The sequence below is a fragment of the Clostridium budayi genome (assembly GCF_055396605.1).
Window position 1 is genome coordinate 433,786 of record NZ_AP042456.1, and the last position, 24,691, is coordinate 458,476.

The window sequence follows — 24,691 nt, forward strand, 5'->3', positions numbered from 1 at the left end:
ATAAAACTATGGGGGGATTAGGAAATTGTTTAGTAAAGCTAAAAAAGATAATAAAGTTAAAAGCAGTAATAATAAAAATGGTATAAAACATAAATTGATTATGGTTCTTATTATGACAATGCCATTCATATTATTAATAATAGTTATATTATTAAGACATAATGTATCACCAACTAATGAAGATGTTCTAGAAAACTTAAAAAATAAAGGGAAATATGAGTCTATTGTAGAATATACAATTACAAATGATAGAGGAGAATATACTGATAAAACTAAAGTTTATTATTGTGATGGACATGGGATAAGGATAGATTTTGGAGAGGATCTTACTAAAATCTACAAAGAAGATAGCATAATTATGAATTATAACAAAAAAAATAAAGTGTACGAAGTCAAAAGAGACTTAGATACTTTATATCCGCTAGCTGCAATGAGTGAACTCTTAAAAAATCCTATTCTAAGCGTAGAAGAGGGCAATAGTGAATGGGGAGATTTAACATATTTAAAAGTTGATATTGATTTAATTTCAAATAATAGTCACCTAGATAAGGCAACTTTATATGTAAATAAGACAAAAAAGGAACCAATGTTAATAAAAATTTACGATAATAAAGGTGTGGAAAGAGTTAAAATGGATTATAGGGAGTTTACTGAGTTAAAAAAGTGTGATGAAGATAAATTTACAAATCAAAATGTAGATAAGGGGGGAGAAAATAAATAAATATTTGTAAGTTGATTATTATAAAAGATAAATAATAAGTACTAAAGATGAATACATTAAAAACTTAAAAATATAGTTTAATAGTAACTAAAAAATACATATTGCTTTAATAAGATAAATTATGAAATTAAAATTTCATTACACAAAATACTAAAAGCTTAGAAAATAATGAACTATAAAGATGCAGCATGTTAGTTAATGCACAAAAATTATAAAAATAAAATAAAGCCAACATAAATTAACATTATAAAGTAATGTGAGTTCATCTTAAAAGAAGTAAAAGGGTAACGTACATAAAGTTATGGAATAGGTTATGTAGATGTGGCTAACATTCATAATAATAAAATTAATTAAGGAATTAATGCGATAATATTTAGGACAAGATAATATTTTAATTAATAAGTTATAAAAAAGTAATACTATTAGTTATAAAACGCAAGATATGATAATAATAGAGTAATATTTATAATTTGGAAACAAATTTGACAAATCCTTTGACATAATGACACAAATATAGATATAATTTAAATATATATAAACTCTTTGTTAAGCTAGGAGGGATTATTTTGTTATATCTAGAGGATTTAGAAAAAATGTATTTAGATAAAAATAATTGTAAATATAATGAGGATAATTTAATAGTATATATAGATAGACAAATTAGTAGTGAGACAGAAAAGCAGATGAAAGAAGGTTATAAGGAAATGGCACTTCTTAATTTGCAACTAGCTTCTATGACAGAACATGAACTAATTGATGTTAATGATTATGAGATATGGCTTCGCGGAGAGTGATAAATCTTATGACTACTATGGTTGTAAAAAGAGGAGATATATTTTATGCTGATTTAAGTCCTGTTATAGGGTCAGAACAAGGCGGAATCAGACCAGTAATAATAATACAAAATGATATAGGTAACAGATATAGCCCAACAGTTATAGTTGCAGCTATAACATCTCAAATAAATAAAGCAAAGTTACCTACTCATGTGGAGATTTCTTCAGAGGAATATGGGTTAAATAGAGACTCTGTTGTACTTCTAGAACAAGTTAGAACTTTAGATAAGAAAAGATTAAAAGAAAAAATAGGACATATGACAGAGGAAGATATGAGAAAAGTAAACAAGGCCCTACTAATAAGTTTAAATTTAATTTAAAAATAAGCTACGCAAATGATTACATTTGCGTAGCTTTTATCGTTTTATAATATTTATTATTCCGCATGTAAACAAGTCAATATGTCGAAAAATAGATGTAAAGGATATCTTGTGTTATATAGTATATACTATAAGATTAAATATACACTACTATTAGTAATAGTGTATACAATAGTGTATACAAACGCTAAGAAATATGATAAAATAAAACATGTGAAAAGCGGAAAACTAAATCTATAAAGGTTAAATTAAATACTGGGAGGATATAAAATGAAAAAGAATAAACAAGAGCTAATGGATATGGCTAAAATTATAAGAAAAGATATAGTATCAATGCTTACTGAATCAGCTTCAGGACATCCAGGTGGATCATTATCAGCGGCAGATGTAGTAACAACACTATTCTTTAACGAAATGAATATAGATCCAAAGAACCCTAAAATGGCAGACAGAGATAGATTTGTTTTATCAAAAGGTCATGCAGCACCAGTTTTATATAGTGCTTTAGCAAGAAGAGGATTTTTCGATCCTAAAGAATTATTAACTTTAAGAAAGTTTGGATCAAACTTACAAGGACATCCTAATATGAATGATTTACCAGGAATTGATATGTCAACTGGTTCATTAGGTCAAGGTATTTCAGCAGCAGTTGGAATGGCACTTGCAGGAAAAACTGATAAAAAAGATTACAGAGTTTATGCACTATTAGGAGATGGAGAATTAGAAGAAGGTCAAGTATGGGAAGCAGCAATGTGTGCAGCTCACTACAAATTAGATAATTTAACTATATTTATAGATTTCAATGGATTACAAATTGATGGAGATATAACAAAAGTTATGAATCCTTCACCAATAGACAAAAAATTTGAAGCATTCGGATGGAATGTATTAGTTATAGACGGACATAATTACGATGAAATATTAGAAGCTATTGAAAAAGCTAAGAATCATAAAGGACAGCCAACAGCAATAGTTTGTAAGACTGTAAAAGGAAAGGGCGTTTCATTCATGGAAAATGAAGCAAGCTGGCATGGAACTGCTCCAAGCAAAGAACAATGTGAAAAAGCAATAGCTGAAATTGGAGGGGAAAATTAATATGAGTAATAAAATGGCTACAAGAGAAGCATACGGAAAAGCGTTAAAAGATTTAGCATCAACTAACGAAAAGATAGTTGTTTTAGATGCTGACCTTTCAAAATCAACAAAAACTGCTGATTTTAAATCAGTTGCACCAGAAAGATTTTTCAATATGGGTATAGCAGAAGGAAACATGATGGGAGTTGCAGCGGGACTTTCAACTTGTGGAAAAATTCCTTTTGTAAGTACATTTGCAATGTTTGCAGCAGGTAGAGCTTTTGAACAAATAAGAAACTCAATTTGTTATCCAAAACTAAATGTTAAAGTATGTGCTACACATGCTGGATTAACAGTTGGAGAAGATGGAGCATCTCACCAAGCAATTGAAGATATATCATTAATGAGAAGTATTCCAAATATGACAGTAATAAACCCAGCTGATGCTATTGAAACTGATGCAGTCATTAAAGCAATTGCAGAAATAGATGGTCCTTGCTATGTAAGACTTGGAAGACTTGCAGTTAATAATGTAAATGATGCAGCTACATATAAGTTCGAACTTGGAAAAGGTATTACATTAAAAGAAGGAAATGATGTTACATTAGTAGCTACAGGAATAATGGTAGAAATAGCTTTAGAAGCAGCTGAAATGTTAGCTAAAGAAGGTATAAATGCTAGAGTAATAAACATTCATACTATTAAGCCAATAGATAGAGAAATATTAGTAAAGGCTGCAAAGGAAACTGGAGCTATAGTTACAGCAGAAGAACATAACGTTATTGGTGGACTTGGTTCAGCAGTTGCAGAAGTTTTAACTGAAGAATGTCCAGTACCAGTATTAAAAGTTGGAGTACAAGATACTTTTGGCGAAAGTGGAAAACCAAATGAATTATTAGAGGCATATGGTTTAACTGCTAAGAATATTGTTGAAAAAGCTAAAAAGGCTATAAATTGTAAAAAATAATAGCAAAAATTGTTATTAATATGTTATAACAGTATAGTAGGGGTACTATACTGTTATTTTTTTATAAGATTTAAAAAATTAATAATAATATCTAATGAAAAATAAATAGGAGGGGTTATGAAAGGGAAAATTAAAGAGTATGGGATAATTACAATAGGGATATTGTTAGTTGCAGTAGCTATACAATATTTTTATGTGCCTAATAATATAACTGGTGGAGGCGTTACAGGAATAGCATTAGTAGTTAATCATTACATACCTTATGCCAATCTTGGAGTGTTAATGGCAATAATGAATGTATTTCTTTTTATAATAGCATTTATTGTAATTGGTAGAAATTTTGGAGGGAAAACTATATATGCAGCAATGGGACTTTCATTAATGAATTGGTTCTCAGAAGAATTTATTAAGCCTGTTGGGATACCAAATAATCCAATGCTTGCTACAATAGCAGGAAGCATACTTTTAGGATTAGGACTTGGAATTGTATTTACTCAAAATGCATCAACAGGAGGAACTGATATAATTGCTAAAATATTAAATAAGTTTTTCCATATAGATATGGGTAAGGGTATGCAGATGGTTGATATCTTAGTTGTTATATTTAGTGGACTTACATTTGGTATCGAAAAAGGTATATATGCATGTATATGTGTACTTTTAAATGGAATTGTAATAGATAAAGTTATATCTGGATTCAATACATGTCATCAAGTAATTATATTTACTGAAAAAATCGAAGAACTAAAAAAATACATAATAGAAGATATTGATAGAGGATGTACTATTTTTAAAGGTGAAGGTGGATATACAGGTGAGAAAAAGAGTGCAATTTATTGTGTACTTGGAAGATCACAACTTATGCAAGTTAGAAAGTTTATAAAAGATAATGAACCTCAAGCCTTTGTTATTGTTAATAATGCACATGATGTACTTGGAAAAGGATTCGGAGATATAGAATAGTATAATAATAAATAGGAAAGCTATTATTATAATAACTAATAATAAGAAGAGGTGGTTATATGAGTAAGAAAATTTTAAGAGAGTATTCCATTATAACATTTGGGATTATTTTAGTTGCTATATCGGTAGAATACTTCTTTGCCCCAAATGAATTAGCAGCTGGAGGGGTTACTGGACTTGCAATTGTTGTTAATGATTTTTTCCCAAGTCTAGGTGTTGGTATTATAACATTAATAATAAATATAATTTTATTTATAGCAGCATTTATATTTGTTGATGGGAACTTTGGAGGAAGAACTATATATGCAAGCTTAATGCTTTCAGTAATTATGTGGTTTATTGAAAAATTCTTAAATCCTTTTGCTATAACTACAGACTTAATGATAGCTACTATTTTTGGTACGTTAATTTCAGCCTTTGGAATGGCGTTAGTTTTTAATTATAATTCATCAACAGGAGGCACAGATATTTTAGCTAAAATATTAAATAAGTTCGTACACGTTGATATTGGTAAAGCACTTTTAATAGTAGACTTTATAATAACTCTTGCAGGTGCATATGTATTTGGAATTGATTTAGGATTTTATGCAATGCTTAGTGTAATTATTTTAGGAGTTACAGTAGATAAGTTTATTGAAGGGTTCAATATTAGAATGCAAATTATAATAATAAGCAAAAATACAAAGCCAATTATAGATTATATATTAAATGATTTAGAAAGAGGATGCACTTGCCTTGAAGGTATTGGTGGATTTTCTAATTCTAAAAACTTTGTTGTATACACTGTACTAAATAGAAATGAATTTATAAAATTAAAAAATCGTATAAAAGATCTTGATAGTAATGCATTTATTACAGTAGGTGAAGTTCATGAAGTATTAGGAGAAGGTTTTGAGGAGATTAAAACTTCATAATACTACAGCAAATTTAGATATCTATGAATAATTGGTAATAAATTTAAAAACTTAATAAAATCTTATATTATATGGTCGAATACATATGATATAATGATAGTGTACGATGGACAAGGGGTTTATGGAGTTAGTCCAAATCTATAAGGAGTGTTTAAATTATGATAGAATTTAAGAATGTATCTAAGATTTATGATAATAATGTAAAAGCTCTGTCAGATGTAAGTGTAAATATAGAGGCAGGAGAATTCGTGTTTCTAGTTGGTGCATCAGGAGCTGGTAAATCAACATTTATAAAAATGTTATTAAAAGAAGTAGAACCTACTTCAGGAGAAATTATTGTTGCTGATAAGAATTTAGCAGATATAAAAAGAAAGCAAGTACCTTACTATAGAAGAAAGATAGGAATGGTATATCAAGACTTTAGATTAATACCAAATTTAAATGTATATGAAAATGTAGCTTTTGCTATGAAAGTAGTTGAGGCGTCACCAAAAGATATAAGAAGAAGAGTTCCAATGGTATTATCATTAGTTGGACTATCACATAAGTATAAAATGTTCCCACATGAATTATCAGGTGGAGAACAACAAAGAGTATCACTTGCAAGAGCTATTGTTAATAATCCATCAGTTTTAATTGCCGATGAGCCTACAGGAAACTTAGACCCAGATACAGCAAGTGAAATAATGGAATTATTAGATGATATAAATAAGTCAGGAACAACAATACTTATGGCAACTCACGCTCAAGATATAGTTAATGACATGAAGAAGAGAGTTATAGCTATGGAAAGAGGAGAAATTGTAAGAGACGAAAAGAAAGGTAGGTACAATGATGAAGATTAATACAGTAAATCATTTTATATCTGATGCCTTTAAAAGTTTAAGAAGAAATAAAACTATTTGTTTTGCTTCAATAATTACAGTTATAATTACATTTTTTGTATTAGGTATATTTGTACTTATAACTAAGAATGTAGGATTAGCATTAAATGATGTTCAATCAAAAGTAGAACTTAAAGTTTTCTTAAAAGACGACATCAAATTAATAGAGCAAAGAGAAGTTGAGATAAAACTACATGAGCTTCCAGGTGTTAAGGATGTTCAGTATGAATCAAAAGAACAAGCATTTACAAGCTTCCAAGAAAGCACAAAAGACAATAAAGGATTATTAGAAGGATATAGCTTAGAAAAGAATCCATTCCCAGCATCATTTATTGTAAAATTAGCAGATCCAAGTGATGCAGAAGCAGTTACAAATGCAGTTAAAGATTTACCTGGAGTTGAAAGTATAGGAAATCAACAAGATTTAATAAATACAATTACAAAGGTTGTAAATGGTATTAAAGTAGTTGGAGCAGTGCTATTTATAATACTAGTTGGAGTAGCAATATTCTTAATAATGAATACAACAAAGTTAACAGTTTACTCAAGAAGAAGAGAAGTTGGAATCATGAAGTTCGTTGGAGCAACAGACTGGTTCATCAGATGGCCTTTCATAATTGAAGGTATGATAATAGGTCTTATAGGATCTGTTATATCAACATTCTTTGTATTCTTAGTATATAAAGGATTTGTTAGCTGGATATCAAGTAAAGTATTATACGTATCATTAATAAACGTAAGTTATATAGGTACTGCACTATTATGGGAATTCGCTTTAGGTGGATTAATTGTTGGTGGAGTTGCAAGTTACGCTGCACTAAGAAAGTTCTTAATAGTATAAAATTATGAAAAAGTGTATATAATATAAGTATAAAATCAGTAGGAATTTAATTCCTACTGATTTTGGTTTAATATGGATATTTATAAATCTATAATATATACTATGTATATACACTTTACATATGAGATTAGAGAGGATGGTGTGGTAATTGAGCAAAAATAGAATGAATAACTCAAGTAGCAAGAGATTTATATATATAATTGCTGGTGTATTAATTGTTATTTGTTTATGTATGGGAAGTTTTGTTGTAGGAAATGTCTTAGCAACAAAAGGATTAATTTTTACTAAAGCTAATTCAAAAGTTGAGAACACTTTTAAAGAGATAAATGATATAGGTAAGTATAAAGAACTATTTGAAGTAAGAGATGCTTTAATAAAAAATTATGATGGAGAAGTAGATGATAATGTGCTGTTAGAAGGTGCTATTAAAGGAATGACTGATTCTTTAAAAGATCCATATACAGTATATATGAATAAGAAAGAATATGAGAAATTTAATGAACAAAATTCAGGGGAGTATATGGGAATTGGTGTATATGTAGGTGTTAAAAATGATAAGGTTACAGTAATTTCACCAGTTGATGGATCTCCAGCTCAAAAGGCAGGATTAAAGAGTGATGATGTAATTATTGCAGTTAATGGTCAAAAGGTTGGTTCAGATGTAGAAAAGACAACAACACTTATAGGTGGTAAGAAAAAAGAAGAAGTAACATTAACTATTGAAAGAAATGGCGGAAAGCCTTTTGATGTTAAAGTAATGAGAGATGTCATTAAAACACAGTCAGTAAAAGGTAAAATGCTTGATGGTAATACAGGATATATTCAAATAACATCTTTTAATGCAGGTGTTACAGATGATCTTAAGAAAGAAATTGAAACATTAAAATCAAAAGGAATGAAAGGTTTAATAATTGATTTAAGAGGAAACCCAGGCGGATATCTTAAAGAAGCTGTCGGTGTTGCTTCACAATTTATTCCTAAAGGAAAGCTTATAACATATACTGTTGATAAGTATGATAATAAAGCTGAAGAAGTATCAGTTGGAGGTATAGCAGAAGGAATGCCTTTAGTTGTACTTGTGGATAATGGAAGTGCAAGTGCATCAGAAGTTGTAACAGGGGCTTTAAGAGATTATAAAGCTGCAACAATAGTTGGAACTAATACATTTGGAAAAGGTATAGTTCAAGCACCAGTTGAATTTAAAGATGGTGGTGCTTTAAAAGTTACAATTTCAAAATACTATACTCCAAATGGTGAAAATATTCATCATAAAGGAATCAAACCAGATTATGAAGTTGAACCATCAAAAGAAGCAATGTCTAAGCCTTACAATGAAAAGAATGATAATCAATTAAAAAAGGCAATAGAAGTACTAAATAGTAAGATAAATAAATAGATAAAAGGGATTACTAAAGTAATCCCTTTTCTTAATAGTTGCAAATTTAAATAAATTAGACTAATGTATAAATAATAAGCATTAGAACAACTGAATTGAGGTGAATTTATGAGAGAATTTAAAATAAAGTCAAATTTTAAGCCGATGGGAGATCAGCCAGAGGCTATAGATAAATTAGTTAAATCAATAAATGATGGTAATGAATTTCAAACACTTCTTGGAGTAACAGGGTCTGGTAAAACTTTTACTATGGCAAACATAATAGAAAGAACTCAAAAACCTACAATAGTATTAGCTCATAATAAAACTTTAGCAGCGCAGCTTTGTGCAGAGTTTAAAGAGTTTTTCCCAGATAGTATAGTAGAATATTTTGTTTCATATTATGATTATTATCAACCAGAAGCATATGTACCACAAACTGATACGTTTATTGAAAAGGATGCATCAATAAATGATGAAATTGATAAATTACGTCACTCTGCTACATCAGCATTATTTGAAAGAAGAGATGTAATAATAGTTGCATCAGTATCATGTATATATGGGCTTGGTAATCCAGATGAATATAAGAAACTTACAATAAGTCTTAGAACTGGAATGCAAAAAGATAGAGATGAGATAATTAGAAAACTTATAGAAATACAATACGAAAGAAATGATATTGATTTTACTAGAGGAACATTTAGGGTAAGAGGAGATTCATTAGATATAATTCCAGCATCGTCATCAAGTCAAGGAATAAGAGTAGAATTCTTCGGAGATGAAATTGATAGAATAAGAGAATTTGATGTGTTAACAGGAAAAATATTAGGTGAAAGAAATCATGCTCAAATTTATCCTGCATCTCACTTTGCTGCGTCAAAAGAAGTATTAGAAAAATCTATAACAGTAATAGAAGAAGAGTTAGAAGAAAGACTTAGAGAACTTAATGCTCAAGATAAATTATTAGAGGCTCAAAGATTAAGACAAAGAACTAACTTTGATATAGAAATGATTAGAGAAATGGGATACTGTAGTGGAATTGAAAATTATTCAAGAATACTAGATGGTAGAGCACCAGGAACTCCACCAAAGACACTTCTTGACTACTTCCCAAAAGATGATTACTTAATGTTTATTGATGAAAGTCATGTAACACTTCCTCAAGTTAGAGCAATGTATGCAGGTGATAGATCAAGAAAAGATTCATTAGTTGAATATGGTTTTAGACTTCCTTGTGCTTATGATAATAGACCATTAAAATTCGAAGAGTTTGAAAAGAAAATAAATCAAGTCGTATTTGTAAGTGCAACTCCAGCAAAATATGAAGTTGAACATTCTAAAGTTACAGCAGAACAAATAATTAGACCAACAGGACTTTTAGATCCACAAATAATTATAAAGCCAGTTAATGGTCAAATTGATGATTTATATGGAGAAATTATAGAAACTACAAAGAGAGGATTTAGAACTCTTATTACAACATTAACTAAGAAAATGGCAGAGGATTTAACTAAGTATTTAACTGACCTTGGAGTAAAGGCAACATATATGCACTCTGATATAGATACTATTGAAAGAATGAAGATAATAAGAGATTTAAGACTTGGTAAATTTGATGTTTTAGTAGGAATTAACCTTTTAAGAGAAGGTCTTGATATTCCAGAAGTTGCTCTTGTTGCAATTTTAGATGCAGATAAGGAAGGTTTTTTAAGATCTGAAACTTCATTAGTTCAAACAATAGGTAGAGCTGCGAGAAACTCGGAAAGTAAAGTTATAATGTATGCAGATACTATAACAGGTTCAATGGATAGAGCTATAAGTGAAACTGAGAGAAGAAGAAGTATTCAAGAAAAGTATAATGAAGAACATAATATAGTTCCTAAGACAATTATTAAAGATGTAAGAGAAGTAATTGAAGCAACTAAGGTTGCCGAAGAAGAAACTAAGTATGAAATAGAGTCACAACCTAAGAAGATGACTAAGAAAGAGAGAGAAAAATTAATTAAAGAATACACAGATGAAATGTTAGATGCAGCTAAAAATCTTCAATTTGAAAGAGCAGCAGAACTTAGAGATATAATAGAAAATTTAAAAGGCAAAAAATAAATTTATAAAAGAAGTTTACTCACAGAAGAAGTAGGGTGAGCTTCTTTTTATTGTGGATAATTAATTTAAATAGCACTTATATATGTTAAATAAGTTATATATTTATTAAAAAATCATCTATTATATAATAGGTGATTTTTTAATATAATCATATTAGAAGTAATGGAGAGGACAGGAGAGTAATATGAATATATATGAAGTTGCTTTAAGGATAGTATTAGCAATAATAATAGGTGGAGTAGTTGGTTTTAATAGAGAGTATGAAAATAGACCGGCAGGATTTAGAACTCATGTATTAGTATGTTTAGGTGCAACTGTTGCAGCACTTATACAGGTACAACTTGGATATTATGTTATTGATGAGATCACAAAAACCCCCAATTTATCAGGAGTTTTAAGTGTTGATACAGGAAGGGTTATCTGTCAAGTTATATCAGGAGTAGGGTTTCTAGGGGCTGGTACAATAATTAGAACTAAGGCATCTGTAAAGGGACTTACTACAGCAGCTTCAATATGGGCTGTAGCATGTGTTGGAATAGCAGTTGGAATGGGCTTTTATACAATTAGTATATTAAGTGGAATTGGAATAGTAATTGCACTTGTACTTTTAAAAAGATTTGAATATAGATTCATAATAAACAAATTATATATTATTAAGTTTAAAATAGAATATACAGATAAGTCTAAAGTTATAAAAGAGATAAATGATACTCTTGAAGCTGATGAAATTACAATTAAAAATATAGAATTTATTAATGGTGATGATAGAAAAGAGTGTGTATATACTTTACTTTTACCTCAAACAATAAAACAAAATGAACTTATTAGTATAATTGCAATGAATGATGGAGTAATAAAAGTAGAGAAAATTTCTAGCTAAATTATAATTGTATTTATAGGACTAGCATTAATTATTGTTACAATAGACAAGCTATTATACAAGTTTGGAATTTTAAGAAATAGTAAAACAGAAATTAAATGCAATTAATAAGGTTGTATAAATAAGGGCTATTAAAGTAGCTCTTTATTTTTTTTGAAAATATATAGATATATTAGTAAAAAATAAAAATAATTGTATAATTAATATATAGGGTAATATAAATTTGGGGGATTAATTTTGAAAAATAAAAAAGCAGTAGGGATTTTGCTAATAATTATTATATTAATTATTAGTCTTATAATAATGTTAATGCTACTTATAGGAAATGTCATAAAATTTGATGGTCTTTTTGATACAGACGAAGATAAGAAATCAGTTCAAGTAGTTAAACCAGATGAATTTAAACCGCTAAAGCCTAAAGGAAAGAATTTATATAAATTTGAGGATGGTTTCTATAAGGGATATTATGATGAAAATTTAAATGTAAAAATCAAACCAAAATTTAAAGTAGCTTCAGAATTTACAGACGGTGTTGCTGTAGTATCAGAAGGAGATAAGTATGGTGTAATAGATAGTAATGGAGAGACTGTATTTGATTTTAAGTATGATAGTATAAATGATTTTAATGAAGGATATGCAATAGCAAAGCGTGATGGTAGTTATTATGTTTTAGATATAAACGGCAACGAAAATAAAATAGATACTGGTATTGATTATTGCGAAGGATTCAGTGAAGGAAGAGCTATATTTACAAAAGATAATAAAAAAGGTGTAATAGATAATGAGGGTAATGTTATAGTTAAGCCTAAGTATAATGAACTATCAAGGTATAGTGATGGAATTGCTATAGGTAATAAGTTTTTGTCTGGAGATGTACCAATAGATAGAAATGGAAATATATTAGATAAAGATATATTAGAAAGACAATATAAAAACGGTATATTCATAGATAAAGATGGAATATTAAATGACTACTATGAAAATGAGCTACAAGATATAAATTATAAATATAATTGTGCTTATATGGCAGATGATAAAATAGTAGTTAGTGATAAGGAACATCTTAAATTTGGTGTAATTGATAAAGATGGAAACTTGTTATTAAAAGTAAAATATGACGAAATATATTCATATAGTAATTTTGGATATTTCTTTGTATGTTACAATGGTGAAAAGTGTATTATAAATTTAAAAGGTGAAAAAATAGTAGCTTTAAAAGAAGATGTAATAAATGCATATTTTGAAAGTGATGATTTAATTAGAGTTATATATGCTGATGATTCTAATGAGATAATTAATAAAGATGGTAAGGTACTAATTAATAAAAATGATGGAGATAAATATAGGATATATGGTGATTTTATAATTAAAGATGAAGAGCTAGAGAGCTATAATGAAGGTGAATCTATTAGTGATAAAAAAATAGATGTATATAATAAAAGAATGAAATTAATTTATAGTGATAAAGTTAAATACTATGATTATGACAATCGTTATTATTATGAAGGTAATCTTAATCTTAAAGAAAACGTTCTTCAAATTAAATCACAAAATGCCAATGAGTATTATTTAAATACTGAGGGTAAATTAGTAAACAGAGTTATATATGAAAAATAATTTTAATATATTTAAGGCCTATTTTATTTGAAATAGGTCTTTAAATTATGAGTAAATTTATTAGAATCTTAACAATTCTTAAAAATTAATAAGGAATTTCTATGCTTACTTAATGATAATAAAGACAAGTGATATAATTGACAATAGGATAATATAAATTTAAAATTATTGTACGGGAACTTATGTTCGAGGATTAATTAGCAAATATAAGTCTAAAATAAAGATATATGTTAAAAGAGAGGTAACAATAATATGAAGGATAAAATCATTATAAAAGGTGCTAAAGTACATAATTTAAAAAATGTTAGTTTAGAAATACCTAGAGATAAGTTAGTTGTATTTACAGGACTTTCAGGTTCAGGAAAATCATCATTAGCATTTGATACAATTTATGCAGAAGGACAAAGAAGGTATGTAGAATCACTATCAGCTTATGCTAGACAATTTCTTGGTCAAATGAACAAGCCTGATGTTGAGTATATAGAAGGATTATCACCTGCAATTTCAATAGATCAAAAAACAACAAGTAAAAATCCAAGATCAACTGTTGGTACAATAACTGAAATATATGACTATTTAAGACTTCTTTATGCAAGAGTTGGTGTTCCACATTGTCCAAAGTGTGGTAAAGAAATCACTCAGCAGTCTGTAGACCAAATAATAGATAGGGTAATGGAACTTGAAGAGAGAGCGAAGATACAAGTTTTAGCTCCAGTTGTAAGAGGAAGAAAAGGGACTCATGAGAAAGTATTAGAAAATATAAAAAAGAACGGATTTATTAGAGCTAGAATAGATGGCGAAATATATGACTTAACAGAAGATGAATTAAAACTTGAAAAAAATAAAAAGCATAGTATAGAGGCAGTTGTAGATAGATTAGTAATAAAAGAAGGAATAGAAGGAAGACTTAGTGATTCTGTAGAAACTGCTTTAAAGCTTGGTGAGGGATTAGTAATTATAAATGAAATAGGAGGAGAAGATACATTATATAGTGAAAAATTATCATGTCCAGACTGTGGTATAAGTATAGAAGAATTAGCGCCAAGAATGTTTTCATTTAACTCACCATTTGGTAAATGTGATTATTGTGACGGATTAGGGTCATTAATAGAAATAGATGAAAATTTAGTAATACCAAATAAAGATTTAAGCATTATGGAAGGTGCAATAGCTTGTTGGGGAGAAGGAAGACTTAAAGATGATTCATGGACTTTTGCATTTTTAAAAGCATTAAGTAAAGAATATGATTTTGATTTAAATACTCCAATTAGAGATCTTCCAAAGAAAATAGTAAATATATTACTTTATGGAACAGATGGTAAGAGACTTAAGGTTGATTATGTAAAAGATGGAGTAAAAGCAACTTATAATTCAGCTTGGGAAGGTGAAATAAATTCACTTCAAAGAAGATATAGAGAAACTAACTCAGATATTATAAAAGGTGACATTGAACAATATATGAGTGACAATCATTGTCCTAAGTGTAAAGGAGCAAGACTTAATAAAGAAGCTCTTGCAGTAACAGTTGGAGATAAAAATATATATGAATTTACAGAGCTTTCAATAAAAGAAGAGTTAGATTTTATAAAAGGAGTAAATTTCTCTGAAAAAGATAAAATTATAAGTGAGCAAATAATTAAAGAAATAGTAAGTAGATTAGAATTCTTAGTTAATGTTGGTCTTGATTATTTAAATCTTTCAAGAAGTTCAGGAACATTATCAGGTGGAGAGGCGCAAAGAATAAGACTTGCAACTCAAATAGGGTCTGCGCTTATGGGTGTTTTATATATACTAGATGAGCCTAGTATAGGACTTCACCAAAGAGATAATGATAAGTTAATTCAAACTTTAAAACATCTTAGAGATGTTGGAAATACAGTTATAGTTGTAGAACATGATGAAGATACTATAAGAGAAGCAGATTATGTTGTTGATATTGGACCTGGCGCTGGAGAACACGGTGGTGAAATTGTAGCTGCAGGTACAGTAGAAGAAATTAAAAAATGCGATAATTCATTAACTGCAAAATATTTAACTGGAGAAAAGAAAATAGAAACTCCTACTGAAAGAAGAAAAGGAAATGGTAATAAAATTACTGTTTCAAAAGCAAAGGAAAATAATTTAAAGAATGTAACTGTAGACTTCCCGCTTGGAGTATTAACTATGGTTACTGGAGTTTCAGGTTCAGGTAAAAGTACTCTTGTAAATGAAATACTTTATAAAGGATTAAATAAATTAATTAATAAAAGTAAAAATCCTGTTGGGGCACATAAAGAAATAAAAGGATATGAAAATATAGATAAAATAATAGATATAGACCAAAGCCCAATAGGAAGAACACCACGTTCAAACCCTGCAACATATACAGGAACATTTGATATAATAAGAGAATTATTCTCTCAAACACCAGAAGCTAAAATGAGAGGTTATAAGCCAGGAAGATTTAGCTTTAATGTAAAGGGTGGAAGATGTGAAGCTTGTTCAGGTGATGGTATTATAAAAATTGAAATGCAATTTTTATCAGATGTTTATGTTCCATGTGAAGTATGTAAAGGAAAAAGATATAATAGAGAAACTTTAGAAGTTAAATATAAAGGTAAGAGTATAGATGACATACTAAATATGACAGTTGAAGAGGGGCTAGAATTCTTTGATCATATTCCAAGAATTAAAAACAAACTTCAAACATTATATGATGTAGGACTTGGATATATAAGACTTGGTCAGCCATCAACTCAATTGTCAGGTGGAGAAGCACAAAGAATAAAACTTGCTTATGAATTATCAAAAAGAAGTACGGGCAAAACATTATATATACTAGATGAGCCAACAACAGGACTTCATATTGATGATGTTAATAGACTTGTACAGATATTACAAAGACTTGTGGATGCAGGTAATAGTGTAGTAGTTATAGAACATAATTTAGATATGATAAAATGTGCAGATTATATAATTGACTTAGGGCCAGAAGGTGGAGATAAAGGTGGTACTATAGTTGCTAAAGGAACACCTGAAGAAATATGCAAAATTAAAAAGTCATATACAGGACAATATTTGAGTAAAATACTAAAGTAAACAAAGAACTAAGAAATTTATAAATAAATTAACTAGCTTATATAAAAATTAACTATATAAGTTAGTTAATGTTATGTTGTTTAATAATTGTAAGATAAATGTGTGAATTAAATATTATTTTGGTGTATAATCAAAAAGATAAAGTAATTTTTTGAGGTGGAAAGATGGATTTTTCAAAATTTATGGCAGGCGTATTTGGAATAATTTTTATCATATTATTATACGTTATAATCGTATATGCCTTAAAGATAATGGCAAAAGATGTTAAATCCGGAGGAAACGTTAAAGGCAGTGTGCCAAGAAAAGCAAATCCTTCTAGAAGACATCACGGGATAGAAATAATAGAAAATGGGGACAATACGTCATTAAAGGTTGGGTCGGTAATACCGATTAAGGATGAAACTACTATAGGTAGACGTGGAAGTAATTCAATAGTATTAAATGATCAATATGTATCAGGAAGTCATGCTAGAATTATGGTTAAAAATAATGCGTTAATATTAGAAGATTTAGGAAGTACTAATGGAACATTCCTAAATGGTCAAAAAATAAGTGGCAGAGTAAAGTTATTTGCAAAAGATCAAATAGCTATAGGTACTGCAGTATTTAAGGTATTGTCTTAAATTGCAATGAGGTGATTAAATGAGAAAGAGAAAAAAAGAGAGCATAATGCTTCTACTTACATACATATTATGTATTGCTCTGTTCACTAATTTAGCTATTCTAAAGACACCAATTGATAAAAATGCCCTATATTTTGGGGTAATATTATGTGTAGTTATAGGAATTGCACATTTTGTTGTAAGAAAGTTTTATCCTGATGGAGATAAATTTATACTTACCTTTTCTTGTTTATTGGTAGTTATAGGTATAGCTATGCTATATAGAATAGATCCAAAGGTGGCAGAAAAGCAACTTATATGGTTCTTAGGTAGTATAGTTGTGTTTATGGTTGTACTTAAGGTGTTCCCTGATTTTAGGAACTTTGCTAAGTATAAATATGTATATATGGCATGTGTATTAGTATTTATGCCTATGGCTCTTTTAATAGGTACAGAGCTTAATGGTGCAAAAAACTGGGTTATACTAGGACCAGTAAGTTTCCAGCCCTCTGAGTTTGGAAAAATAGCACTAGTATTGTATTTAGCAGCATCATTAAAAGAATATACTACTGCGCTTAATCCAAAAGGAAGCTTTAAAAAGCTTATAAAGCCAGGATTAGTTGTAATGTATAGTTTAGGATGTATGGTTTTACAAAAAGATTTAGGATCAGCACTTATATTCTTCGGAATATCAGTAACTATGCTTTATATAGCAACTACAAAGGCTAGATATGTGTTAGTATGTTTAGGATTATCAGCGGTTGGATCTGTTGCAGCTTACAATTTGTTTAGCCATGTAAGAGAGAGAGTGCTTATATGGAGACATCCTTGGGAATATACTCAAAACCAAAGTTATCAATTAGTACAAGGTTTATATGCAATTTCATCAGGTGGAATGATGGGCTCAGGACTTGGGCAAGGGTATCCTGGATTTGTTCCTATAAATACATCTGACTTTATATTTGCAATAATTTGTGAAGAGTTTGGGATGGTATTTGGAATAGGTATAATGATAATATACTTCCTTTTATTTTATAGATGTATAAGAACTGCATTTGTTACAGATGATGAATTCTCACAACTTACAGCAGTTGGATTTAGTGCCATGATAGTTTGTCAGGTTCTAGTTATAATAGGAGGAATATTTGCTGTAATTCCTTTAACAGGTATAACATTACCTCTTATAAGTTATGGTGGTTCATCAATGCTTACAATGTTCTTTGCGTTAGGAATACTGCAAAAAGTATCAGAGGAGGGCTAATATGAAGGACGATATAAAAAAGAGTGTAACAAAAGTAATGATGGTCTTCTTATTTTGTTTAATAGCCCTAATCACATATATAGCTTATTTCCAAGCTTTTAAAGCACCAGATATAGCAGCTAAGCCTGGAAATCAAAGAGCTTGGGCAGTGAGAAACAAAGTTTTAAGAGGAACAATATACGATAGAAATAATGATGTTATAGCAAAAAGTGTTAGAGAAAAAAATAATGTTCAAAAGAGAGTATATCCAGAGGGAGCGATTTTTGCAGCCCCTATAGGATTTATGGATAGTAGATTTGGTGGAACTGGACTTGAAGCAGCTTATGATAAGCAGCTTACAACAACATCAAATATGACAGCTAGTTTTAAAAAGTTAATTGATGATCCAAGTATTGATAACTTAAAAGCAGCTTTCTTTGATAGAAAAGATGATAAAGATAAACAAGGTAATAGTGTAGTTACTACTTTAGATAATAAACTTCAAAAAGTAGCTTATAATGCATTAGGAGATGATAGAGGAGCTGTTGTTGCATTAGATCCTAAAACAGGAAATGTATTAGCAATGGTTTCAAAACCAAGTTTTAATCCTAATAATTTAGCTGAAGAAATGAAGAAAGCTCATGCTGGAGATGCTGAGCATAGTCCGCTTTTAAATAGAGCAATCCAAGGACAATATCCGCCAGGATCAACATTTAAAGTTGTAACAACTGCAAGTGCACTTGATAATATTCCAGGAGTTCAAAATAAAACTTTCACTGATAATGGTGTATTAAAATTTGAAGGTGGAGGAAAAGAACTTCATAATTCAGGTGATGCATCATATGGTAGTTTAGATTTAAAGAAAGCCTTTGTTGTTTCAAGTAACGTAGTGTACGGAACACTTGCAATGGACCTTGGAAATGATAAGCTAATGAAAACAGCAGAAGGATTTGGATTTAATGAACAAGTTCCAGCAAACGGCTTTATAATAGATAAAAGTACATTCCCTAAATTAACATATAGTGGAGATATAGCAAGATCAGGTATAGGTCAAAGTACAGTAAGTGTAACACCTATGCAAATGGCACTAGTTGCAAGTGCAGTTGCAAATAACGGAGTTATTATGCAACCAAATCTTGTTAGCAAAGTTATAGATAAAGATGGAAATACTATAGAAGTTGAAAAGCCAAAAGAATATCAAAGAGCAATGTCAGAAGATGATGCGGCGACAATCAAATCATATATGAAGGCATTAGTTGATAAAAATATAAGAAGTGGTACTTGGAGTTACCTACAAGGAACAGGAACAGCAGGTAAAACAGGAACTGCCGATCATAATCTTCCAAACGGACAGCCAGCACCACCACATTCATGGTTCATATGCTTTGCACCAGCGGATAATCCAAAGATTGCAGTAGCAGTAGTTGTAGAAAACGGTGGGTATGGAGCTAAGAAAGCAGCATCAGTTGCTGGTAAAGTCATAAATGCAGAACTTAATAAATAATGCAAAAAGAAGTATCTAATTTTAGATGCTTCTTTTTTAAAATTAATAAATGAAAATAATAGAGTAAATACTAAGTCTAGCTAGTATTTGTAATTTAAATAAATGGTATATAGATATATAATTATAATATTTATAGGTATAATAATTTACATAATAAATAAATTATATAATAATAAAGAAGAGGGTATAAACAAAAGACTAGGAGGGGGTTTTTGAATGTTTGATTTTGAATATCAATTAAAAATATTACCGGAGAAGCCAGGCGTATATTTAATGAAGAACTATTTAGGAGAAATAATATATGTAGGTAAAGCAAAAATATTAAAAAATAGGGTAAGGCAATATTTTAGAAATTCTAAAAACCATTCAGAAAAAGTAAAAGCTATGGTTAAAAATATTGCTGAATTTGAATATATAGTTACAGATTCAGAGATGGAAGCTTTAATTTTAGAATGTAACTTAATAAAGAAATATAGCCCTAAATACAATATTTCATTAAAGGATGATAAATTTTATCCTTTTATAAAAATAACAACAAACGAAGATTTCCCTAGAGTATTCGTAACAAGAAACTTTGCAAGGGATGGAAATAAATATTTTGGACCATATACAAATGGGGCGGCAGTATATGAGACTATAAACTTAATTAGAAAGGTTTTCCCAATAAGAACTTGCAAGAAAGCAATTGTTGAAGGGGGAGAGCCAACTAGAACATGTCTTAATTTTCATATAGGTAAGTGTAATGGACCTTGTGGAGGATATGTTTCTAAAGGAGATTATTCAAAGATTATAAATTCAGTTATAGATATATTAAACGGTAAAGATAAAGAGATTACTAAAGAATTAAAAAGGAAAATGGAAGAAGCATCAATGAAATTGGAATTTGAAAAAGCAGCTTCATATAGAGATAAAATTTTAGCAATAGAAGCTCTAGTTCAAAAACAGAAGATGTTTAAAGTAACAGATGAGGATGAAGATTTCATAAATATATATAGTGATGAAAAAGATAGCTGTATACAAATTTTCTTTTTAAGAGGTGGAAAAATAACTGGTAGAGAGCACTTTATGATAGAAAATACTGCACTTGAAAATCCAGCTGACGTAATATCTCAATTTATAGTAAACTTCTATAGTGGTGCAACTAAGATCGGAAAAACTATATATGTACCAGAGGTCTCTGATAAAGAAGTACTTGAAGAGTTCTTATCTGTAAAGAGGGAATCAAAAGTTATATTAAAGGTGCCTCAAAAAGGTGATAAAAAGAGCATGTTAGATATGGTTCGTGAAAATGCTAAAATAACATTAGAACAATTTAAAGAAAAAATTGTTATGGAGAAAGAAATAAACAACATAGCATTAAATGAACTTAGAAATGTTTTATCACTTGACGAATTGCCACATAGAATAGAAGCATATGATATTTCTAATATACAAGGTGTAGATTCAGTTGGAAGTATGATTGTATTTGAAGATGGAAAAGCAAAAAACAGTAATTATAGAAGATTTAGAATAAAAACTGTAAAAGGTGCCAATGATTATGATAGTATGAGAGAAATTTTAGAAAGAAGATTTTCTCATGGACTTAGAGAAATAAAAGAGATACAGGAGAGAGAGTTAATATTCTCAAATGGTAAGTTTTCTAACTTCCCAGATTTAATAATGATGGATGGTGGAAAAGGTCAAGTAAATATTGCATTAGATGTTTTAAAGAAGCTAGATATAGATATACCAGTTTGTGGACTTGTTAAAGATGATAAGCATCAAACAAGAGGTATCATATATAACAATGAAGAGATAATTATAAATAGAAGCTCTAATTTAATGCAATTAATAAGAAGAATTCAAGATGAAGTCCATAGATTTGCAATAACTTATCATAGATCACTTAGAGATAAGAGAACATTACATTCTATATTAGATGATATACCTTATATTGGTGCAAAGAGACGAAAAGAACTTTTAATGAAGTTTGGAAGCGTTGAAAAAGTAAAGAAAGCAACACTAGAGGAATTACTAGAAACACCAAGCATTGACAGGAAATCAGCAGAAAGTATACTTGATTATTTCAATAATAGGGAAAGTAAGTAAAAAGTTAATGGAAATGTAAACTTATAAGGCTTGTTTTAATTTCCAATTTAGAATATACTAAATAATTGTAATAAATATATTTTGAGGAGTTTTCATGAATGAATAAATATAGCGAATTATTCAAAGACATATATTCAAAAAATCAAATAGAATTAAACGCAAAAATGAGCGAACATATATATTTTAAAGTTGGTGGTCCAGTAGACGTACTACTTATACCAGAAACAAAGGAACAAGTAGTTAAAACATTAAAAGTCTGCAAGGAAAATGAAATACCATATTTCATAATAGGAAATGGTTCAAACCTTCTTGTTAAAGATGGTGGAATTAGGGGAGCAGTTATTAAGCTTACAGAGCTTAAAGATATAAAAGTAGAAGGAAATAAAGTAATAGCTGATACAGGAGTATTATTAAAAGACGCTTCAAAGGCAGCATTAGACAATGACTTAACAGGATTAGAATTTGCATGTGGAATACCAGGTTCAATAGGTGGAGCAGTATTTATGAACGCTGGAGCATATAATGGAGAAATTGCAGATGTTATAGAAAGTGCAGAAGTTTTAACTGAAGATGGAGAAATAGTTGTTTATACAAAAGATGAACTAGAACTAGGATATAGAACATCAAGAGTTATGACTGAAAAAGCTATAGTATTATCTGCAACATTTGCTTTAAATAGTGGAGAACATGAAAAAATAAAAGCTAGAGTTGATGATTTAACATTTAAGAGAGAATCAAAGCAACCTTTAGAATATCCATCAGCAGGAAGTACATTTAAAAGACCAGAAGGATACTTTGCAGGAAAGTTAATTCAAGATGCTGGACTTAAAGGATTTTCAATTGGAGGAGCTGCTGTATCTAACAAACATTCAGGATTTGTTATAAATAAAGGTGGAGCAACAGCTAAAGATGTTTTAGATGTTATACATCATGTACAAGAAGAAGTTAAGAGACAATTTGGTGTAGAACTTCATACTGAAGTTAGAATAATTGGAGAAGATTTAGAATAACTTAATAGAATAACTTAAGCAATGTAAGAAAGACTGTTTTTATAGCAGTCTTTTTTTATTTAATATTAAATAGTGTTACATACACTATATAAAGGTGTTATAATTATTTATAAAAAAAGGGAATGGAGGAAGGGTATGTTATATATGGTAACTATAATAGGTGGAATAATATTTTTAGTATTAGCATTTCTAGTTGGGGTAAATAAAAATATTTCGCTTATATCAGTGATGACAGAAGCTAAGCTTAAACAGATAAAAAAGAAAGATAGAGTTGCTATAGACTTTGGGGTACATTATTTCTTTATATCATTAGCTTGTTTCCTTACTAGTGGACTTACTGCACTTTTTGGAAAAATGGGTATGTACATAGGACTTGTTCTTGTTGTAGTTTCAGCTTTTGCATATTCATCACTTAGTAGTAGTGTTGATGACAAAATAAGAAGAAATAAATATTAATATATAAAGGGGGGAACTTCTAATATAGAAGTAGAATTTATGGAGAGAGCAATAAGAAAAGAAATAAAAAACCTTGCACCTTATATAGCAGGCAAGCCAATAGATGAGGTAAAGAGAGAATTTTCAATAGAGAAAGTAGTAAAGCTTGCATCTAATGAAAATCCTTATGGAGCTTCACCTAAAGCTTTAAATGCTATAAAAGAAATACTAAATGATACAGGATTATATCCTGATGCATCATCTTATGATTTAAAAAAGGAAATAGCAAAGAAATTTAATGTAAGTGAAGAAATGATATTCTGTGGGGCAGGATCAGATTCTTTAATTAAAGATATTTGCTTAATGCTTTTAGATAAAGGTGATGAAAGTATAATGGGAGAGATAACTTTTCCAAGATACGAATCAAACACTCTTTTAATGGGAGCTGTTCCAATAAAGGTACCATTAATTGATGGTAAACTTGATATAGAAGAGATGGTAAATAGAATTACAGATAAAACAAAAATTATATGGTTTTGTAATCCTAATAATCCAACAGGAACTATATTTACAGAGAAGGAATTTTTAAATATTATAAGTAAGATACCAAGCAATATAACTATAGTAATGGACGAAGCTTATGAGGAATTTGTAACAGCTAAAGAATTCCCAAATACTTTAGAACTTATGAAGAAGTATGATAATATAGTGCTTTTAAAAACATTTTCTAAAGTATATGGATTAGCATCTTTAAGACTTGGATATGGAATAGCAAACAAAGAATTTGTATCATATATAAATAGGGTTATAAATGCTTTTGATTGCAATCTATATGCTCAAAAAGCTTGCATTCAAGCACTTAAAGATATAGATCATACTGAATTTGTTATAAATCAAAATAAGATTCAAAGAGAATACTTAGAAAATGAATTTAATAAAATGGGATTAAAGTTTTTAGACTCACATGCTAATTTTATTATGGTTAATGTTAATGGTAATGATAAGATAATTCATGAATATTTACTTAAAAAAGGTTTTATAATAAGACCAGGATTCTTACTTAAAATGCCAGGATGGATTAGAGTATCCATAGGAAAAGATGAGGACAATAAAGAATTCATTAGACTATTAAAAGAAGCAATTAAATATAGAGATAATAATTAGAAAAGATTATGGCGGTATGTTTAAATCATAGCGCCATTTAAATTTAAAAATAAACTGTAATTAAAATTT

Annotated in this window: 21 protein-coding genes; all 21 read left to right on the forward strand. The window is 29.2% G+C overall.

Going from position 1 to position 24,691, the window contains the following annotated elements; all coding sequences use genetic code 11:
• Positions 1-25: 25 nt before the first annotated feature.
• Complete coding sequence (locus ACZ5TJ_RS02080) at positions 26-721, forward strand: germination lipoprotein GerS-related protein (RefSeq protein WP_464200971.1); 696 nt, start codon at positions 26-28, stop codon at positions 719-721.
• Between the two features lie 566 nt (positions 722-1,287).
• The gene (locus ACZ5TJ_RS02085) at positions 1,288-1,515 is read left to right on the forward strand and encodes a hypothetical protein (RefSeq protein ID WP_039311849.1); all 228 of its coding nucleotides are present in this window, start codon (positions 1,288-1,290) and stop codon (positions 1,513-1,515) included.
• Positions 1,516-1,523: 8 nt separating this feature from the next.
• On the forward strand, positions 1,524-1,877 hold the full coding sequence (locus tag ACZ5TJ_RS02090) for a type II toxin-antitoxin system PemK/MazF family toxin (RefSeq protein WP_039311848.1): 354 nt from the start codon (positions 1,524-1,526) through the stop codon (positions 1,875-1,877).
• 270 nt (positions 1,878-2,147) lie between these two features.
• Positions 2,148-2,972 (forward strand): transketolase, encoded by an 825-nt coding sequence (locus tag ACZ5TJ_RS02095; RefSeq protein WP_045724961.1) that lies wholly within the window; start codon positions 2,148-2,150, stop codon positions 2,970-2,972.
• 1 nt (position 2,973) lies between these two features.
• Positions 2,974-3,918, forward strand: a complete 945-nt coding sequence (locus ACZ5TJ_RS02100; RefSeq protein ID WP_464200974.1) for a transketolase family protein — start codon at positions 2,974-2,976, stop codon at positions 3,916-3,918.
• Between the two features lie 117 nt (positions 3,919-4,035).
• The gene (locus tag ACZ5TJ_RS02105; RefSeq protein WP_464200976.1) at positions 4,036-4,881 is read left to right on the forward strand and encodes a YitT family protein; all 846 of its coding nucleotides are present in this window, start codon (positions 4,036-4,038) and stop codon (positions 4,879-4,881) included.
• A gap of 59 nt (positions 4,882-4,940) precedes the next feature.
• On the forward strand, positions 4,941-5,795 hold the full coding sequence (locus ACZ5TJ_RS02110; protein ID WP_464200978.1) for a YitT family protein: 855 nt from the start codon (positions 4,941-4,943) through the stop codon (positions 5,793-5,795).
• Between the two features lie 158 nt (positions 5,796-5,953).
• Positions 5,954-6,640, forward strand: a complete 687-nt coding sequence (gene ftsE, locus ACZ5TJ_RS02115; protein WP_054198917.1) for a cell division ATP-binding protein FtsE — start codon at positions 5,954-5,956, stop codon at positions 6,638-6,640.
• The gene (ftsX, locus tag ACZ5TJ_RS02120; protein ID WP_039316655.1) at positions 6,630-7,520 is read left to right on the forward strand and encodes a permease-like cell division protein FtsX; all 891 of its coding nucleotides are present in this window, start codon (positions 6,630-6,632) and stop codon (positions 7,518-7,520) included. The genes ftsE and ftsX overlap by 11 nt, the downstream gene beginning before the upstream one ends.
• 163 nt (positions 7,521-7,683) lie before the next feature.
• The gene (locus ACZ5TJ_RS02125) at positions 7,684-8,916 is read left to right on the forward strand and encodes a S41 family peptidase (RefSeq protein WP_464202257.1); all 1,233 of its coding nucleotides are present in this window, start codon (positions 7,684-7,686) and stop codon (positions 8,914-8,916) included.
• A gap of 108 nt (positions 8,917-9,024) precedes the next feature.
• On the forward strand, positions 9,025-11,004 hold the full coding sequence (gene uvrB, locus ACZ5TJ_RS02130; protein WP_464200980.1) for an excinuclease ABC subunit UvrB: 1,980 nt from the start codon (positions 9,025-9,027) through the stop codon (positions 11,002-11,004).
• A gap of 184 nt (positions 11,005-11,188) precedes the next feature.
• A complete protein-coding gene (locus ACZ5TJ_RS02135) occupies positions 11,189-11,884 on the forward strand; it encodes an MgtC/SapB family protein (RefSeq protein WP_464200982.1) in 696 nt (231 codons plus the stop codon).
• A 237-nt stretch (positions 11,885-12,121) separates the two neighbouring features.
• The gene (locus ACZ5TJ_RS02140; RefSeq protein WP_464200983.1) at positions 12,122-13,501 is read left to right on the forward strand and encodes a WG repeat-containing protein; all 1,380 of its coding nucleotides are present in this window, start codon (positions 12,122-12,124) and stop codon (positions 13,499-13,501) included.
• 252 nt (positions 13,502-13,753) lie between these two features.
• Entirely contained in the window at positions 13,754-16,579 is a 2,826-nt protein-coding gene (gene uvrA, locus ACZ5TJ_RS02145) for an excinuclease ABC subunit UvrA (RefSeq protein ID WP_464200984.1), read from the forward strand.
• A gap of 164 nt (positions 16,580-16,743) precedes the next feature.
• Positions 16,744-17,202 (forward strand): FHA domain-containing protein, encoded by a 459-nt coding sequence (locus tag ACZ5TJ_RS02150; protein ID WP_039311819.1) that lies wholly within the window; start codon positions 16,744-16,746, stop codon positions 17,200-17,202.
• 19 nt (positions 17,203-17,221) lie between these two features.
• A complete protein-coding gene (locus tag ACZ5TJ_RS02155; RefSeq protein WP_464200986.1) occupies positions 17,222-18,442 on the forward strand; it encodes an FtsW/RodA/SpoVE family cell cycle protein in 1,221 nt (406 codons plus the stop codon).
• A 1-nt stretch (position 18,443) separates the two neighbouring features.
• The gene (locus tag ACZ5TJ_RS02160) at positions 18,444-19,925 is read left to right on the forward strand and encodes a peptidoglycan D,D-transpeptidase FtsI family protein (protein ID WP_464200988.1); all 1,482 of its coding nucleotides are present in this window, start codon (positions 18,444-18,446) and stop codon (positions 19,923-19,925) included.
• Between the two features lie 216 nt (positions 19,926-20,141).
• Positions 20,142-22,013, forward strand: coding sequence for an excinuclease ABC subunit UvrC (gene uvrC / locus ACZ5TJ_RS02165; protein WP_464200989.1), 1,872 nt, complete (start codon positions 20,142-20,144; stop codon positions 22,011-22,013).
• 98 nt (positions 22,014-22,111) lie between these two features.
• Positions 22,112-23,023, forward strand: a complete 912-nt coding sequence (murB, locus tag ACZ5TJ_RS02170; RefSeq protein WP_464200990.1) for a UDP-N-acetylmuramate dehydrogenase — start codon at positions 22,112-22,114, stop codon at positions 23,021-23,023.
• Positions 23,024-23,158: 135 nt separating this feature from the next.
• Positions 23,159-23,479 carry a hypothetical protein gene (locus ACZ5TJ_RS02175; protein WP_464200991.1) on the forward strand — a complete coding sequence of 107 codons (321 nt, stop codon included), beginning with the start codon at positions 23,159-23,161 and terminating at the stop codon, positions 23,477-23,479.
• Between the two features lie 39 nt (positions 23,480-23,518).
• Positions 23,519-24,622 (forward strand): histidinol-phosphate transaminase, encoded by a 1,104-nt coding sequence (hisC, locus tag ACZ5TJ_RS02180; RefSeq protein WP_464200993.1) that lies wholly within the window; start codon positions 23,519-23,521, stop codon positions 24,620-24,622.
• Positions 24,623-24,691 lie beyond the last annotated feature (69 nt).